This window comes from Streptomyces sp. AMJ-169 (assembly GCF_055597585.1).
On record NZ_JBVLTJ010000003.1, the window covers coordinates 390,035 to 406,132 of the forward strand.

15 protein-coding genes and 1 pseudogene are annotated in these 16,098 nt (G+C 73.0%); 15 read left to right on the plus strand and 1 reads right to left on the minus strand.

What is annotated here, in order from left to right; genetic code table 11:
- Window position 1 precedes the first annotated feature (1 nt).
- Together ACYUD3_RS09995 and ACYUD3_RS10000 are read left to right on the plus strand one after the other, a co-directional pair.
- Entirely contained in the window at window positions 2-1,168 is a 1,167-nt protein-coding gene (locus tag ACYUD3_RS09995; protein ID WP_470966894.1) for a cytochrome P450, read from the plus strand.
- Window positions 1,165-2,328: an FAD-dependent oxidoreductase gene (locus tag ACYUD3_RS10000; RefSeq protein ID WP_470966897.1), complete on the plus strand. Its 1,164-nt coding sequence runs from the start codon at window positions 1,165-1,167 to the stop codon at window positions 2,326-2,328. Before ACYUD3_RS09995 ends, ACYUD3_RS10000 begins: the two co-directional genes overlap by 4 nt.
- A gap of 10 nt (window positions 2,329-2,338) precedes the next feature.
- Here the strand turns inward: ACYUD3_RS10000 and ACYUD3_RS10005 are convergent.
- A pseudogene (locus ACYUD3_RS10005) lies at window positions 2,339-3,220 on the minus strand (AraC-like ligand-binding domain-containing protein); the annotation flags it as partial.
- 161 nt (window positions 3,221-3,381) lie between these two features.
- Between ACYUD3_RS10005 and ACYUD3_RS10010 the strand changes: the two are divergent.
- From ACYUD3_RS10010 to catC, 13 genes are all read left to right on the plus strand, one after another.
- Window positions 3,382-4,851 carry an APC family permease gene (locus tag ACYUD3_RS10010; protein WP_470966899.1) on the plus strand — a complete coding sequence of 490 codons (1,470 nt, stop codon included), beginning with the start codon at window positions 3,382-3,384 and terminating at the stop codon, window positions 4,849-4,851.
- A 152-nt stretch (window positions 4,852-5,003) separates the two neighbouring features.
- Entirely contained in the window at window positions 5,004-6,932 is a 1,929-nt protein-coding gene (locus ACYUD3_RS10015; RefSeq protein ID WP_470966902.1) for a primary-amine oxidase, read from the plus strand.
- Entirely contained in the window at window positions 6,925-7,386 is a 462-nt protein-coding gene (locus ACYUD3_RS10020; RefSeq protein ID WP_470966905.1) for a hypothetical protein, read from the plus strand. Before ACYUD3_RS10015 ends, ACYUD3_RS10020 begins: the two co-directional genes overlap by 8 nt.
- Before the next feature lie 42 nt (window positions 7,387-7,428).
- The gene (locus ACYUD3_RS10025; protein WP_470966908.1) at window positions 7,429-8,016 is read left to right on the plus strand and encodes a TetR/AcrR family transcriptional regulator; all 588 of its coding nucleotides are present in this window, start codon (window positions 7,429-7,431) and stop codon (window positions 8,014-8,016) included.
- A gap of 12 nt (window positions 8,017-8,028) precedes the next feature.
- Complete coding sequence (locus tag ACYUD3_RS10030; RefSeq protein ID WP_470966910.1) at window positions 8,029-8,676, plus strand: response regulator transcription factor; 648 nt, start codon at window positions 8,029-8,031, stop codon at window positions 8,674-8,676.
- A 5-nt stretch (window positions 8,677-8,681) separates the two neighbouring features.
- Window positions 8,682-10,208 carry an ATP-binding protein gene (locus ACYUD3_RS10035; RefSeq protein ID WP_470966913.1) on the plus strand — a complete coding sequence of 509 codons (1,527 nt, stop codon included), beginning with the start codon at window positions 8,682-8,684 and terminating at the stop codon, window positions 10,206-10,208.
- Window positions 10,209-10,251: 43 nt separating this feature from the next.
- On the plus strand, window positions 10,252-11,403 hold the full coding sequence (locus tag ACYUD3_RS10040; protein ID WP_470966916.1) for an acyl-CoA dehydrogenase family protein: 1,152 nt from the start codon (window positions 10,252-10,254) through the stop codon (window positions 11,401-11,403).
- A 32-nt stretch (window positions 11,404-11,435) separates the two neighbouring features.
- Window positions 11,436-11,804, plus strand: coding sequence for a hypothetical protein (locus ACYUD3_RS10045; protein ID WP_470966918.1), 369 nt, complete (start codon window positions 11,436-11,438; stop codon window positions 11,802-11,804).
- Window positions 11,801-12,565, plus strand: a complete 765-nt coding sequence (locus ACYUD3_RS10050; RefSeq protein WP_470966921.1) for an SDR family NAD(P)-dependent oxidoreductase — start codon at window positions 11,801-11,803, stop codon at window positions 12,563-12,565. Before ACYUD3_RS10045 ends, ACYUD3_RS10050 begins: the two co-directional genes overlap by 4 nt.
- A gap of 26 nt (window positions 12,566-12,591) precedes the next feature.
- A complete protein-coding gene (locus tag ACYUD3_RS10055; RefSeq protein ID WP_470966924.1) occupies window positions 12,592-13,809 on the plus strand; it encodes an amidase in 1,218 nt (405 codons plus the stop codon).
- A complete protein-coding gene (locus tag ACYUD3_RS10060; RefSeq protein WP_470966926.1) occupies window positions 13,806-14,909 on the plus strand; it encodes a mandelate racemase/muconate lactonizing enzyme family protein in 1,104 nt (367 codons plus the stop codon). Before ACYUD3_RS10055 ends, ACYUD3_RS10060 begins: the two co-directional genes overlap by 4 nt.
- An 18-nt stretch (window positions 14,910-14,927) precedes the next feature.
- Window positions 14,928-15,800, plus strand: coding sequence for a catechol 1,2-dioxygenase (gene catA, locus ACYUD3_RS10065; protein WP_470966929.1), 873 nt, complete (start codon window positions 14,928-14,930; stop codon window positions 15,798-15,800).
- A gap of 9 nt (window positions 15,801-15,809) precedes the next feature.
- A complete protein-coding gene (gene catC / locus ACYUD3_RS10070; RefSeq protein WP_470966931.1) occupies window positions 15,810-16,088 on the plus strand; it encodes a muconolactone Delta-isomerase in 279 nt (92 codons plus the stop codon).
- The last annotated feature ends 10 nt before the right edge of the window (window positions 16,089-16,098 follow it).

Consider the following 16,098-nt stretch of genomic DNA (forward strand, 5'->3'; position numbering starts at 1 on the left):
GTTGGACGCCAGGATCGAAGCCGCCGGCCTCGCGCTGGCCGACCCCGCCGCGTACGCCGACGACCGCCGCCTGCACGAAGACCTGGCCCTCCTCAGACGCCACGCCCCCCTGCACTGGGTCGCCCCGCCGGACTACCGCCCCTTCTGGGCCGTCACCCGGCACGCCGACGTGACCCGGATCGGCGGCCTGCACCGCCGGTTCCACAACGGACCCAGGCCGGTCCTGATGCCGTCGGCGCTGGAACGGGCGCTGCGCCCGGCCGGCCCCCGCCGCCTCACGGTCATCCACCTGGACGGCCCCCGCCATCAGCAGCTGCGGTCCACGAGCACGCGGCTGCTGGGCGGCCCGGCGCTCGACGCGGCCCGCGTACGGGCGGGGAAGCTGGCGCGGCGGTACGTCGACGCGATGGCCGAGTCGGACGGGACATGCGACTTCGCCGAGTTCGCCGCCCGGTACGCCCTCCATTTCGCGCTGCCGCTGCTGGGGGTCCCCGAGTCGGACCACGCGTCGATCGGCCGCCTCACCCACGGGATGCGCGGCACCGACCCGCAGGCCCATGTCGCCGCGGAGAACGCCCTGTTCGCGTATTTCGAGGAACGGGTGAGCGACGGGATGCGGGCGGAGTTCGCCGCCCCCGGCGACGCGGTCGCCCACTGCGTCTCCCTCGCGACCGCCGGCCACGACACCACCGCGGTGGCCCTGGCCGGCGGGCTGCACGCGCTGCTGGAGCACCCCGCCCAGCTGGCCAGACTCCGGCGCGCGCCCGAGCTGACACCGCTCGCCGTCGACGAGATGATCCGCTGGGTGACCCCCACGAAATCCTTTATGCGGACGGCGGTCGAGGAATTCCCGCTGCACGGTTCCGTGATCCGGCCGGGCGACTCCGTACTCCTGCACTACGCGTCCGCCAACCGCGACGAGAACGCGTTCGCCGACCCTTTCGCATTCGACGTGGGCCGCACCCCGAACCGGCATCTCGCATTCGGCCACGGCGCGCACTACTGCCTGGGCGCGGCGCTCGCCAAAATCTCGATGTCCGCCTTCTTCACCGAATTCCTGCGCAGGCTGCGCCATATCGAGTTCTCCGGGACCCCGGTCCGTACAGCCTCGACGTTCGTCGCGGGGTTCAGCTCGCTCCCGGTCGCGTACGAGGTGAGGAAATCATGAGCCGCGATCACCATGTGCTGATCGTGGGAGCCGGCGTCGGGGGGCTCGCGCTCGCGCAGGGGCTGCGCCGCGCGGGCGTGCGCTGCACGGTGTTCGAGCGCGCGCCCCGACTGACCTGGCAGGGCTACATCCTGCACATGACGGCCGACGGCGGCGGCGCGCTGCGCCGGTGCCTGCCCGAGCGCCTCTACCGGCTCTACGTCGCCACCAGCCGCCGCTCCCCCCGCCGCGACCTGGTCGTCCTGCTCGACCACCGGGGCCGCGAGACCGGCACCGCCCCTCACCTCGGTCCCCCCAACGACCCGGTCACCCCGCACACGTCGGTGCACCGCAGAACGCTCTGCCAGATCCTGCTCACCGGCCTCGCCGACGTCGTCCGCTTCGGCCACGAGGCGACCGGCTACCGGCAGGAGGGGGACGGCGTCGTCCTGGACCTCGCGGACGGCAGAAGCGCCCGGGGCTCGCTGCTGGTCGGGGCGGACGGCATCAACTCGGTCGTGCGGCGTCAACTGCTGCCCGGGGTGCGGGTGATCCCCCTGGTCGAGCGGGCGCTGCTCGCGCGGGCCCCGCTCACCGCGGACCTCGCCGCCGCGCTGCTCCCGGCCTTCCAGGACAGCTTCGTCATGGCGCGCGACGACCAGGGCACGCTGCTCGCCGCCGGTCTGTTCCAGCCCCGTACCCCCGTGGCCGACGCGGCGGCGGCCATCGCGCCGGAGGCGGTGCTGGAGCCGGTGGCCGACTACGTCTCGGTGGCCCTGGAACCCGCCGCCCCCGCAGCCGACGCGGATTCCCTGCACGCCGCGATGCGCCGGGCGGTGACCGGCTGGCACCCCGCCCTGGTCCGGCTGGTCGAGGAGGTGTCCCCCGCGTCGGTCGTCCCGCGCACGATCCGCGCCCTGCCGCCCACGCCGCCGTGGCCGCCGGGAAACGTGACCCTGCTGGGCGACGCGATCCACGCGATGGCCCCGATGTACGGCAACGGCGCCAACTGCGCCCTGCGCGACGCCGCCGAACTGACCGCCGCCCTCACCTCGGGCGTACCTCTGCGGGCGGCGCTGGCGGGGTACGAGGAGGGCATGCGGGAGCGGACGTTCCCGCTGCTGCGGGCGCCAGCGTCCGGCGGCGGAAGTCGCGGGGCGTCTCGCCGTACTCCGCCTTGAACACGCGGCTGAAGTGGCGGCAGTCGAGGAGTCCCCAGCGGGCCGCGACCATGCCGATCGGCTGGCCGGCCGCGGCGGGGGCCGCGAGGTCGCGGGCGCAGCGTTCCAGGCGGCGGGTGCGGATCCAGCCGGCGACGGTGAGGCCCTCGGCGGCGAACAGTTTGAACAGGTAGCGGCGCGAGATGCCGTGCGCCTGGGCGATCGGGTCCGGCGCGAGACCTGGGTCGGAGAGCCGGTTGTCGATGTAGGTGCGGATGCGGAGCATCATCGCGTCCTGCGGCGCGGCCGGGGTGGAGCGGGCCAGCTTCTCCGTGACCAGCGCGGTGATCAGGGACACCGTGCCGTCCATGAGGCTGCCGGCCGCCGGGCCCGCGCAGTCGTGGCTCTGCTCGCCCAGCGACCGCAGGAACGGTCCCACGACCGCCGCGACGCCGCCTTCGGGGGCCATCCGGCGGGCGGTGAGAGCGCGTAAGGCCTCGGGGCTGACGGGCAGCATCGGCCGGGGCAGCAGCATCAGGACGGTGCTGAAGTCGGTGGTGTAGGTGAACGAGTACGGCCGGGACGTGTCGCACAGCGCGATGTCCCCGGTCTCCAGCGTGCTGAACGCGTCGTCCTGCTCGATCACGCAGCTGCCGGAGAGCTGGAGGACGACCTTGTAGAAGTCCTCCTCGTACTGGGCGGCGAGGCGTGCCGTGCGGCGCACCCGCAGCGGGCCGGCGCTGATCGAACTCAGGTGCAGGAGACCGAGCTTGCCGGCGGCGGCCTGTCCGTGGAAGGGCGTCCGCGCGACCGGCAGGGTGTCGAGACCGGTGAACACCTTGGACATCTCATGGGTCCAGTGCTCGAAGCGGTCGGCCCGGGGGACGGAGTCCGTGGTCACGGTCGTTCGCATGGTGGCACGGTAGCGTGCGCGGGTCCGCCGTGGGACACCTGAGCGGCACGTGCATGAAATGGCGGCAACGGGTGCACGCCCCTGCACTTCGGGGGACCGGCGCGGGCGCACAGTACTGCACACCGAAAAATCGGCTCGTGCCGCTCCCAGGGAGGCCCCCCGTGCCCCAGCAGTCCCCAGACCCCGGTCACCGCACCCAGCTCCGGCAAGGCGCCGTGGGGGTGGCCGGCATCCTGTTCTTCGTGCTCTCCGCGCAGGCGCCGCTCACCGGTGTCGCCGGCACCCTCCCCGTGCCGCTCGGCCTGGGCAACGGGGGCGGGGTGCCCGCCGCCTACCTGGTGGTCGGGGTGATGATCGGGCTGTTCTCGGTCGGCTTCATCGCGATGAGCCGGCACGTGACGGACGCCGGCGCCTTCTACGCGTACGTCACCCGGGGCCTGGGCAGGCCGCTCGGCGTCGGCGCCTCCCAGGTGGCCGTGCTGTGCTACAGCGCCGTGCAGGCGGGGATGTACGGCCTGTACGGGGTCGTCGTCCAGGGCCTGGTCCAGAAGTACACCTCGCTCGACGCGCCCTGGTGGCTGTGGTCGCTGGCGACGATCCTGCTCGTGCAGCTGCTCGGGTCGCTGAACATCGAGCTGGGGGCGAAGCTCCTGGCCGTCCTCGTGGTCGCCGAGACGTCGGTGCTGCTGGCGTTCGCGGTCGGCGAGCTGATAGCGGGCGGCGGCCCCCAAGGACTCAATCCCGGCGGCTCGTTCACGCCCTCGGCCTTCTTCTCCGGGGCGCCCGGGGTCTCGCTCACCTTCGCGGTGGCCTGCGTGCTCGGCTTCGAGTCCACGGCCATCTACGCCAAGGAGGCGAAGGACCCCTTGCGCACCGTGCCCCGCGCCACCTATCTCTCCGTCGCCGTGATCTCGGTGTTCTTCGCCTTCGTCTCCTGGATGTTCGTGAGCCACTACGGGGCGGACGAGGTGCGGGGCGTGGCGCTGACGGCGGTGCGGGAGGGCGACGCGACCGGGGTCGTCCTCGACGCGATCGCGGACACCCTGGGGTCCTGGGTCACCGACAGCGTGCAGGTCCTGCTGGCCACTTCGCTGATCGCGGGAGTGCTCGCGTTCCACAACGGCGTCAACCGCTATTTCCACTCCCTCGGCGCGACCGGTGTGCTGCCCCGGTGGCTGGCGCGCACGAACCGGCAGGGCGCCCCGTACACCGCGAGCCTGGTGCAGACCGCCGTCTCCATGGCGATGGTGATCCCGTTCGCGGTGGCCGGCGCCGATCCGGTGATCACGCTGCTGACCTGGGGCGGGGGCGTGGGTGTCCTCGCGCTGATGCTGCTGTACATGCTGACGTCGGTGTCGGTCGTCGTGTTCTTCCGCCGGACCGGTCTCGACCGCAGGCCGTGGCACACGCTGATCGCGCCGCTGGCGTCCATCGCCCTGATGCTGGGCGCCACCGCGCTGGCGCTGGACAACTTCACGACCCTGATCTCCGCGTCCGCCACGACCGCGACGGTCCTCGAACTGGCCGTGGTCGCGGTGTTCGCCGGCGGTGTCATGCTCGGCCGGCGCAGGCGGGAGCCGGACGGGACGCCCGCCGAGGTCCGGGCCGAGGACGTGTCCACCCCCGCCTGATACCGCCGATCCGTGCACGGCGTGCTCCCGTCCGTGCACGGAATCCTTCCGTCCGGCGGAAGGTCCCCGCCGGTGTCTGGACCCGGAGCCCGTCCGTCCCTTTTCCTCTACGGACGTAGAAAAACCGCTGAGTGCACTCCTGGAGGAGCCGCATGACCGCCGCACCGCACCCCCTCGACCAGCTGACCGCCGGGGAGATCGAGGAGATCCGCTCGGTCCTGGACCGGGCCGGACACCTCCGGGACACCTCGCGCTTCGTCTACGTGGGCCTCGAAGAGCCCGCCAAGGACGACCTGCTGGTGTTCTCGGCGGGGGACGCGGTGGAGCGCCGGGCGCGGGTCCTGCTGCACGACACCGCGGGCGCTGCGGGGCGGGACCTCTTCGTCTCCGTGACCGGGCGGGAGGTCGTCTCCGACCGGACGCTGGACCCCGTCACCGACGGCCAACTCCCGGTGCTGGAGGAGGAGTTCGGCGTCGTCGAGGAGATCCTCGCGCAGGACGAGCGGTGGCTGACGGCGCTGAAGGACCGCGGCCTGGACGTGGCCCAGGTCCGCGTGGCCCCCCTCTCGGCGGGGGTCTACGCCGACGAGTACCCCGACGAGTCCGGCCGCCGCATCCTGCGCGGCCTGGCGTTCGTCCAGGAGCACGAGCGCGACCACGCCTGGGCCCACCCCGTCGACGGGCTGGTCGGCTACGTGGACGTGATCGGCCGCACCGTCCACCGCGTCGTCGACCTCGGCCCCGTCCCGGTCCCCACCGGCTCCGGGAACTTCACCGACCCCGCCGTCACCGGACCCGTCCGCACCACCCAGAAGCCCATCGAGATCACCCAGCCCGAGGGGCCCAGCTTCGCCCTCCAGGGCAATCTGCTGACGTGGGAGAACTGGAGCGTGCGGATCGGCTTCGACGCGCGTGAGGGGCTGGTCCTGCATCAACTGGCCTTCCACGACCGGGACAAGGGGCGCGAGCGGCCGATCGTGCACCGCGCGTCCATCGCCGAGATGGTCGTGCCCTACGCCGACCCCTCCGCGGTGCGCTCCTGGCAGAACTACTTCGACACCGGCGAGTACCTGATCGGCCGCTCGGCCAACGCCCTGCGGCTCGGCTGCGACTGTCTCGGCGACATCACCTACCTCGACGCGGTGATCGCCGACGAGTCGGGCCGCCCGCGCGTCCTGCCGAACGCGGTGTGCCTGCACGAGGAGGACCACGGCATCCTCTGGAAGCACACCGACCTGTGGGCGGGCTCGGACGAGACCCGCCGCCAGCGCCGCATGGTGCTCTCCTTCTTCGCCACGATCGGCAACTACGACTACGGCTTCTACTGGTACCTCTACCTCGACGGCACCATCGAGTTCGAGGCCAAGGCCACCGGCGTCGTCTTCACCTCCGCCTATCCCGGCGGCGACTACCCGTACGCCGCCGAGATCGCGCCGGGCCTCGGCGCCCCCTACCACCAGCACCTGTTCTGCGCCCGGCTGGACATGGCGCTCGACGGACCGGCGAACCGGGTCGAGGAGGTCGACGCCGTCCGGGTCCCGATGGGCGGTCCCGGCAATCCGCGCGGGAACGCCTTCACCTACCGGCGCACCCCGCTGACCCGGGAGAGCGAGGCGCGGCGCGACGCCGACATGAGCGTCGACCGGGTCTGGCACATCACCAACCCCGCCTCCGTCAACGCCCTCGGCAAACCGGTCGCGTACGCCCTGCACCCCGAGGGCAAGCCGGCGCTGCTGGCCGACCCGGGCTCCTCCGTCGCCGCGCGGGCCGCCTTCGCGACCAGGCACCTGTGGGTCACCGCCCACGACCCCGCCGAGCGCTACCCGGCCGGTGACTTCGTCAACCAGCACCCCGGCGGCGCCGGACTGCCCGCGTACACGGCGGCGGACCGGGACATCGACGGGCGGTCGCTGGTCGTCTGGCACACCTTCGGCCTCACTCACGCGCCCCGCCCCGAGGACTGGCCGATCATGCCGGTCGACCACACCGGCTTCAAGCTGAAGCCGTTCGGTTTCTTCGACCGCAACCCGACGCTCGACGTGCCCGCGAGCGCGCCGGGCGGGCACGGCTGCCATGAGTGAGCTGCTGCTGACGGCCTCTCTGGCGGGCGCCCTGCTCTGCCTGGCCGGTCACCTCCCCGGTCCCGCGCACCGCTGGGGGCCGCACCTGCTCGCGCTGGGCGGGATGGTGCTGATGGCCGGCGGCCGGATGTCCTCCGGTGCCGGGGTCGTCGGGGCGGCCTGTGTGTGGAGCGTGGCGCGGGTGTGCGTCGAGCGCCGGGGGCTGGGCGCGGCGGTCGACTTGGCTGTGATGGCGCTGCTCATGGCGCTGATGACGGGCGGCGGCCACCGGCACGGGGCGGTGCACGGCGTCGCCGTGCTGACCGTCGTCGTCTGGCTGACCGCGCGGGCGGGCGGGTTCATGTTCCGCCGGCTCACCGGCACGGAAGCCGCCCCGGCCGGCCGCCGCGCGGGGGTGTGCCGGGAGTCCGGCGCGGCACTGATGATCATCAGCATGGCGGCCCTGCTCGTGTGAGCCGGCGCCGACGACGAGGACGAGGGGACGGGGACCGGCCGTATGCCGAAGATCGTCGATCACGACGCCCGCAGACGCCTGATCATCCGGTCGGTGTGGTCGCTCGTCGGCCGCCGGGGCCTGGCGGCGGTGACCATGCGGGAGCTGGCGGCCGAGGCGGGCTTCGCCAACGGCGGCCTCGCCCCCTACTTCCGCGACAAGGACGAGATCCTGCTCGCCGCCTTCCAGTACGCGTGCGACGAGACCGAGCGCCGCCTGGAACCCGTCATCGCCGGGGCGAGCGGTCTCGCCGCGCTGCGCGGTCTGTGCCACGAGCTGATGCCGCTGGACGACACCCGGCTGCTGGAGGCGCGGGTCGTGGTCGCGTTCTGGGACCGCGCCCTGTTCGACCCGCGCATGTCGGCCGCCTTCCACGCCACGGTCGACCGCTGGCGCGCGCTCATGCGCGGCTGCCTCGCCCAGGCCAGGGCCCGCGGGGAGATCACGGCCGCGGCCGCCGACGGCCACCTGGTCGAGACGCTGTTCACCGTCGTCATGGGCTTCCAGGTCAGCGCCGCCCTCATGCCGGCGACCACCACCTCCGAACGCCAGCACGAGGTGCTCGAAGGGCTCCTGGCGTCCTACGCCTGAAAGCGAGGAGCGATGACCGTCGACTCCCTTGTCCGCACAGAACCGGCCGGCCTCGTGTACGTCCTGGACGACGACGAGGAGCTGTGCCGCTCGCTGGCCTGGCTGCTGGAGTCCGTGCACCTGAGCACGCGGTGCTTCACCGACGCCGACTCCTTCCTGGCCGGCTTCGACCCGGCCCGGCCCGCCTGCCTGGTCCTGGACGTACGGATGCCGCACCGGGGCGGGTTCCAGGTCCAGGAGTTCCTCAACGACCGTGGTGTCGCACTGCCGGTCGTCTTCGTCTCGGCGCACGGCGACATCCGGATGTCGGTGCGCGCGCTGCAACGCGGCGCGGTGGACTTCCTGGAGAAGCCGTACGACCCCCAGCACATGGTGGAGGTCGTCCAGAGCGCGCTGGCGCTGGCCCGCGAGCGGTACGCCGCGCAGGCCGAGCGGCACGCGGTGCGCGCCCGGCTGGCCGCGCTGAGCGGGCGGGAGCGGGAGATCCTGCGGCTCGTCGTCGCGGGCCGGCCCAGCAAGTCGATCGCCAAGGAGCTGGACATCAGTCTGAAGACGGTCGACGCGCACCGGGGCCGGATCAGGGAGAAGACGGCCGCCGAGAGCCTGGGTGCCCTGATCGGCGACATGCTGCGCTGCGGCCTCAGCCGGTCCGAGGTGTGAACCGCGTGGACGCGAAGACACCCGGTATCGAGCCGTCCGACCTCGGTCTCCTCTTCGCCGCGCTGCGGCACTGCGTCCTGGTGCACGACGCCGTGACGAAGGAGATCCTGTGGGCCAACCCCGCCGCCTGCGCCGTCCTGGGCTTCACGGTCGACGAGCTGAGACCGCTGAAGGCCCCCGACATGAGCTCCAACGCCCGGCAGTACGCGCGCGACATCGGCGTCTCGTGGCTCCAGCGGGCCGTCGACGAAGGCAGCAGCACCATCGAGTGGTGCTACCGCTCGAAGGCGGGCGTGGAGATCCTGACCGAGGCCGTCGCCGTGCGCGTGGACCTCGCCCGGGGGCCCGTGGTGATGGTGCAGTTCCGCGACATCGCGCGGGAGAAGGCCACCCGGCTCGACCTGTTCCGCACCGAGAGCCGGCTCCACGCGTTCCTGCGCAACCTCGACGAAGGGATCGTCGTCCTCGACGGCGCCGGGCGCATGCTGTTCGCCAGCGAGTCGGCCGGCACCCTGCTCGGCAGCGACCCCGACGGCCTCGTCGGCGCCGACTTCGGCGGCTTCCTCGCCGCCGAGTCGGCCGGACTCCTGCGCGAGGCCCTCACCACCACGGGCGCGGCGCCCAAGGACAGCCGCTACCGCCTGACGACCCCGGGCGGCGCCCGCTGGTTCGCCGCCCGCTGCCAGTACATCGACATCGAGAACGACCTGCGCGGGCTGCTGCTGCTCTTCCACGACATCACCGACACCGTCCGCGCGGAGGAGGAGCACCGCCACGACGCGCAGTACCTCAACCACCTGGCCCGCTACAACGCGATGGGCGACATGGCGATGGCCATCGCCCACGAGGTGAGCCAGCCGATCTCGGCGGCCCACAACTTCGTCGCGGGCGTCCGCAGCCGCATGGCCGGCGACGACCGGCTGAGCTGGGGCCTGGAGAACGCGACGCGGCAGCTGGACCGGGCGGCGCTGATCCTGTCCAGCCTGCGGCGGTACGTGGTGCGGCTGGAGCAGTCCAAGCAGCTCGTCGACCTCAACGACATCGTGGCCGACTGCGCCTACTTCGTCGGGGTACGGGCCGCGCAGCACGCGGTCACCCTGTGCTGGGAGCGGACGGCCGAGGAGCTGCCCGTGCACTGCGAGAAGGTCCTGGTCGGGCAGGTCGTGCTGAACCTCGCCTTCAACGCCGTGGAGGAGATGGCCCGTTGGCCGGCCGGGCAGCGCACGGTGACCGTGGCCACCCGGCGCGGCGACGGATGGGCCGAGCTGGAGGTGCGCGACACCGGGCAGGGGCTCGCGGACCTCCCGTCGGACCGGCTGTTCGACGGGGTCTTCAGCGCGAAGGCCGACGGCCACGGCATCGGCCTCGCCCTCAGCCACCGCATCGTCACACGGCACGGCGGTGACATCGAGGCCGGCGAGAACACCCCGCGCGGAGCGGTCTTCCGGGTCCGGCTGCCCCTGCTGGATAAGGGAAATCCCCTACGCGGTGCGTCCGATCCCCCATTGTCCGGGCCTGACGAGCCCGCCTAGCGTGACGAGGAGACAGCGAGAGAGAACGCCAGAGGACAATTCCATGACGCAGACGCTGAATTCATCGCCGCCGATCGACCCCGCCGGCACGGCATTCGACCGCGTACTGGCCCTGGTGGCCGAACGGCGGGACGAATTCGAGGAGAAGCGGCACGTGCCGCGCGATGTCATCGCCGAATTCAAGAAGGCAGGCCTTTACCGGGCGAGCACCCCGCAGCGTTTCGGCGGCGATCCGCTGGCGCCGGCGGAATTCCTGCACCGGATCGAGCGGATCTCCGAGGTGGACGGTTCGGCGGGCTGGGTCGCCAGCTTCGGCTCGGCCCTGGTCTACCTCGCGGCGCTGCCGCTCGACACGCAGGCCGAGCTGTACGCGGCCGGTCCCGACGTCGCGTTCGCGGGGGGCCTGTTCCCGCTCCAGACGGCCGAACAGGCCGACGGCGGCTACCGGATCTCCGGCCGCTGGAAGTTCGCCAGCGGCTGCAAGGGCGCCGACGTCCTCGGCGTCGGCATCAAGGCCGGCGAGGACAGCGGCGGGCGGCCCCTGACGGCGGTGCTGCGGCCCGGGCAGGTGGAGATCGCCGAGAGCTGGGACGTCGTCGGGCTGCGCGGCACCGGCAGCCACGATCTGGTCGTCGACGATGTCGTCGTACCGAGGGAGTGGACCTTCGTCCGCGGTGGTGAGCCCACTGTCGACGAGCCGCTGTACCGGTATCCGGTCGTCGCGTACGCCGCGCAGGTGCTGGCGGTCGTCGGGCTCGGGGTGGCGCGTGCCGCGCTCGACCATGTCGTCGCCCAGGGCGGCCGGGCCAGTTTCACCGGCGGGCCGAGGGCGGCCGACCGGGCCGGTTTCCGGATCGGTGTCGCGCGCGCCGAGGCCCAACTGCGGTCGGTGCGGGCCTTCTTCTACGAGACCACGGAGGAGGTGTGGGAGCGGGTGGAGAGCGGGGACCCGGCGACCACCCGGCAGGCGGGGCTGCTGCGGCTCGCCGCCGCCCACCTCGCCAGGACCTCCTTCGAGGTCACCGGCGCCGCGTACCTGCTCGCCGGCATCCCGGCCATCGCGGACGCGAGCCCCCTCCAGCGCTACCTGCGGGACGCCTCGGTGGTCCCGCAGCACGCGTTCCTCCAGGACTCCGTCTACGACGGCGCGGGCGCGGTCCTCACCGGCGGGCAGTCCTTCCCCGGCTTCCCGTAACCAACCCCCCCTTTAAGAAAGGCAGGACCCCCATGTCCACTCCCCCTCAGGCCCCCCTGCGGGTGCTGTTCTGCATCGGCGTCAACCAGAACTTCTTCGACCTGCCCCTGGACGGGAACAAGGCCGTCTGGGAGGGCACCGTCAGCATGCTCACCCAGCTCCACGAACTGCCCGGCGTGAGCGTCCTCGGCACCCTCGACGACGACCAGCACATGGTCGGCCCCTCCGGCTCCTGGCCCTGGACCTGCTACGTCCTCGCCGACGTCGCCGACCAGCCCACGGTCGCCGCCGCCTGCAATCTCTTGCGCACCGTGCGGGTCGGCGAGCACGGCCTGTGGCGCTACATGAAGATCGAGGCGCGCGTCGGCCGCCCCCTGCCGGCCCCGGAGCGGACCCGATGAGCCAGACCTGGGAGGACGACATCCGCCGGGTCGCCCTGGTGACGGGCGCGGCCCGCGGCCTCGGCGCCTGCGTCGCCGCGCGGCTGTACGACCGGGGCTACCAGGTCGCCCTGACCGACCTGGACGCCGAGGCGGCGGCCTCAGCGGCGGCGAAGCTGGACCCCTCCGGGCAGACCGCCGTCGGCCTCGCCCTCGACGTGCGGGACAAGGACGCCTTCGTCCGCACCCGCGACCAGCTGGCCGCACGCTGGGGCGCGGTGCACGTCCTGGTCAACAACGCGGGACACGCCAAGGTCGAGCCGGTCATGGGCATCACCCCGGAGAGCTTCCGGTCGGTGGTGGCGACCAACCTCGACGGCACGTTCTTCGGCTGCCAGGTCTTCGGCGCGTACTTCGCCGAACGCGGCTACGGACGCATCGTCAACATCGGCTCGATCGCCGGGCAGAACGGCGGTACGGCGGCGGGCGCGCACTACGCGGCGGCCAAGGGCGGAGTCGCCACGCTGACCAAGGTGTTCGCCCGCGAGCTGGGCCCGCACGGAGTGACCGTCAACGCCATCGCCCCGGGGCCGCAGGACCTCCCGGTGGTCCGCGAGACCATCGGCCCCGAGCAGCTGGCCCGGACCGAGGCGATGATCCCGGTCGGCCGGCTCGGGCGCCCCGAGTTCATCGCCGACATGGCCGTCCTGCTCGCCGCCGAGCACGCGGACACGGTCACTGGAGCCTGCTGGGACGCCAACGGCGGCCTGTGGATGCGCTGACGGCGCAGGAGAGAGAAGGGACCGTCATGACCCGCCACCCCACCGCCGCGGTCGAGGAAGCGCTGCGCCGCCTGGAGAAGACCGAACCCGCCCTCCGCGCCTGGGTGGAGGTCGACGCCGACGGCGCCCGCGCGGCGGCCGTACGCGCGCCGGACGGGCCGCTGCGAGGCGTGCCGTTCGGTGTGAAGGACATCATCGACGTCGCCGGTCTGCCCACCGGGTGCGGCTCCCCGCTGCGCAGCGGGCGGATCGCGGGCGCCGACGCCTGGCTGGTGGACCGGCTGAGAAGCGCGGGCGCCGTCCCCCTCGGCAAGACCGTGACCACGGAGTTCGGGTACTTCCAGCCGGGCCCCACCCGCAATCCGCACGGCCGCGCCCACACGCCCGGCGGCTCCTCCAGCGGCTCGGCGGCTGCGGTCGGGGCCGGGGTGGTGCCGCTCGCCCTGGGCGCCCAGACGGCCGGATCGGTGACCCGGCCCAGCTCCTACTGCGGCGTCAGCGGATTCGTGGCCCCCGTGGGCGCCTGGCCGACGGCGGGCTGCACGGGACTGAGCCCGACCCTGGACGCGCCGGGGCTGCTGACCGCGCGGGTGGCGGACCTGGCCGCGGCCGTCGAGGCCGTGGACGGCACCCGGATCGACGTCCCGGAACGCGTCCGGGTGTTGCTGTGGTCCGGCACCGAACTGACCCGCGTCGAACCGGCGATGCTCGCCGCCCTGCGCCGCACGGCCCAGGCCCTCGCGGACGCCGGCGCGCGGACGGGCGACCTCGGCGGCCAGGCCGACACGCGCCGGCTCGCCGAGGCGCACGCCACCGTCATGGCGTACGAGGCCGCCCGTTCCCTGCGCGCCGAGGCGGAGCACCCGGAGTCCTTGAGCAACCACCTCAACGTGCTCCTGGAGCAGGGCCGGGGCACCCCGGCGGCGGCGTACCAGAGCGCGCTCGACGAGCGGCGCGCGGCCCGTACCCAGGTCCTCGGACTCCTCGGCCAGGCCGATGCCGTCCTGGCCCCGGCCGCCCCAGGACCTGCCCCGCACGGACTGGACTTCACCGGCACCCCGGTCCTCAGCCGCCCCTGGCAGCTGCTCGGCCTGCCCGTGGTCACCGTCGCCGGCCACCGCGACCCGTACGGCATGCCGCTCGGGCTCCAGCTCATCGGCCACCCCGAGCGCGTGGGCCGGCTGCTCGGCGTCGCCCGGCAGGTGGAGACCCTGGTCCGCGAGACCGCCGGAGCCGCCCGGTGAAGATCACCGCGATCGAGGCCGTCCCGTACACGATCCCCTACACCCGGCCGCTGAAGTTCGCGAGCGGCGAGGTGCACGCCGCCGAGCACGTCCTGGTCCGGGTGCACACCGACGAAGGGCTGTCCGGGGTCGCCGACGCGCCGCCGCGCCCGTTCACCTACGGCGAGACGCAGGCGTCCGTCCTCGGCGTCATCGAGAAGATCTTCGCCCCGCAGCTGGTGGGCGCGGACGTGTTCGCCCGCGAGCAGGTCCACGCCCGGATGCACCGCACGGTCGGCAACCCGGCCGCGAAGTCGGCGATCGACATGGCGCTGTGGGACATCACCGGACAGGCCCTGGACCGGCCCGTCACCCACCTGCTCGGCGGCCACACCGACCGGATGCGCGTCAGTCACATGCTCGGCTTCGACGCGCCGCAGCGGATGGCCGACGAGGCGTCACGGATGCGGGACGGCTACGGCATCACCGTCTTCAAGGTGAAGGTCGGCCGCCGCCCCGTCCACCTCGACCTGGCCGTGTGCCGGGCCCTGCGCGAAACCCTGGGCGACGGGGCCGAGTTGTACGTGGACGGCAACCGCGGCTGGACCGCCTCCGAGGCGATCGCGGCGCTGCCGGAGCTGGACGAGCTCGGCATCACCCTCGCCGAGGAGCTCTGCCCCGCCGACGACGTGCTCGACCGGCGCCGGCTGGTCCGGCGGTGCCGCGTCCCCTTCGTCGCGGACGAGTCCGCCACCACGCCCGCCGAGGTGACCCGCTCCCTCCTGTCCGGCGAGGCCACCGCCGTCAGCGTCAAGACCGCCCGCACCGGATTCACCCAAAGCCAGCGCGTGCTCTTCCTGTGCGAGGGGCTGGGCGCGGAAGTGGTGATGGGCAATCAGATCGACGGCCAGCTCGGCACGGTGTGCACGGTGGCGTTCGGCGCCGCGTACGCCGCCTCCTCCCGCCGCGCCGGTGAACTCTCCAACTTCCTCGACATGAGCGACGACCTGCTCACCGAGCCCCTCGTGATCACCGGCGGCACGCTCGGCGTCCGGGACCGGCCCGGCCTCGGGGTCGCCGTCGACGAGGACAAGCTCAGCCGCTACCGCCAGGACCGCTAGACCAAGGAGCCCCCCGCCATGACCGAGACCACTCTCAAAGCCACGGCCGCCGCGTCCGGCGCCACGGCGACCGAACGCTTCCTGGCCGACAAAGCCCACAAGGCCGGCAAGGCCGGCGCGTCCGGCCCGGGCACGGACACGGCCCGTGTCAGCACCCTCGCCGGGGAGGTCATCGCCGCCGTGCACGACGTGATCCGCCGCCACCAGGTCACGTACGAGGAGTACAACGCCGTCAAGTCCTGGCTGATCTCCGTCGGGCAGGACGGCGAGTGGCCGCTGTTCCTGGACGTGTGGGTCGAGCACGTCGTCGAAGCGGTCGCCACCTCCGCCCGCCAGGGCAGCAAGGGCAGCATCGAGGGCCCCTACTACGTGCCGGACGCCCCCGCGCTGCCCAGCGTCACCGCCCTGCCGATGCGCGCGGACGAGCCCGGCACCCCGCTCCTCTTCCAGGGCCAGGTCCGCGACGTCTCCGGCCGGCCGCTCCCCGGCGCCCTCCTGGAGATGTGGCAGGCCGACGACGACGGCCTGTACGCCCAGTTCGCGCCGGGCCTCCCGGAGTGGAACCTGCGCGGCGGTGTCGTGGCCGACGCCGAGGGGCGGTTCGCGGTGACGACCGTCCAGCCCGCCCCCTACCAGATCCCGACCGACGGCTCCTGCGGGCGGCTCATAGCGGCGGCAGGATGGCACGCCTGGCGCCCCGCCCACCTCCACCTGAGGGTGTCGGCCCAGGGCCACGCACCCCTCACCACCCAGCTGTACTTCAAGGACGGCGAGCACCTCCAGGACGACGTGGCCTCCGGCGTCAAACCGGAACTCGTCCTCGACCCCCTCCCGGCCGCCGCCGGCGGCGGCGAGGTGACGTACGACTTCGTCCTCGACCCGGCCGTCTGAGGGGCCGTCGTGCTCTTCGCCGTCGAGATGACCGTGCGGCTGCCGGCCGGCATGGACCTCCAGGAGCGGGCGTCGCTGCTCGCCGCCGAGAAGGAGTACGCGCGGCGGCTCCAGCGCTCCGGCGAGTGGGCGCACCTGTGGCGCTGCGCCGGCCGGTACTCCAACCTCAGCGTCTTCGACGTCGTCGACAACGACCGGCTGAACGAGGTGCTGTGGGGGCTGCCGCTCTTCCCCTATATGGACATCACGGTCACGCCGCTCGCGCGGCACCCTTCTGCCGTGCACTGAGCCCCTAGCT

Excerpts from the sequence above, each read along its gene's own strand:
- catA (WP_470966929.1), top strand. The coding sequence starts at position 14,928 with ATGACCGAGACCACTCTCAAAGCCACGGCCGCCGCGTCCGGCGCCACG.
- ACYUD3_RS10015 (WP_470966902.1), top strand. The coding sequence starts at position 5,004 with ATGACCGCCGCACCGCACCCCCTCGACCAGCTGACCGCCGGGGAGATC.
- ACYUD3_RS10055 (WP_470966924.1), top strand. The coding sequence starts at position 12,592 with ATGACCCGCCACCCCACCGCCGCGGTCGAGGAAGCGCTGCGCCGCCTG.
- ACYUD3_RS10045 (WP_470966918.1), top strand. The coding sequence starts at position 11,436 with ATGTCCACTCCCCCTCAGGCCCCCCTGCGGGTGCTGTTCTGCATCGGC.
- ACYUD3_RS10030 (WP_470966910.1), top strand. The coding sequence starts at position 8,029 with ATGACCGTCGACTCCCTTGTCCGCACAGAACCGGCCGGCCTCGTGTAC.
- ACYUD3_RS10040 (WP_470966916.1), top strand. The coding sequence starts at position 10,252 with ATGACGCAGACGCTGAATTCATCGCCGCCGATCGACCCCGCCGGCACG.
- ACYUD3_RS10025 (WP_470966908.1), top strand. The coding sequence starts at position 7,429 with ATGCCGAAGATCGTCGATCACGACGCCCGCAGACGCCTGATCATCCGG.
- ACYUD3_RS10020 (WP_470966905.1), top strand. The coding sequence starts at position 6,925 with ATGAGTGAGCTGCTGCTGACGGCCTCTCTGGCGGGCGCCCTGCTCTGC.
- ACYUD3_RS10050 (WP_470966921.1), top strand. The coding sequence starts at position 11,801 with ATGAGCCAGACCTGGGAGGACGACATCCGCCGGGTCGCCCTGGTGACG.
- ACYUD3_RS10000 (WP_470966897.1), top strand. The coding sequence starts at position 1,165 with ATGAGCCGCGATCACCATGTGCTGATCGTGGGAGCCGGCGTCGGGGGG.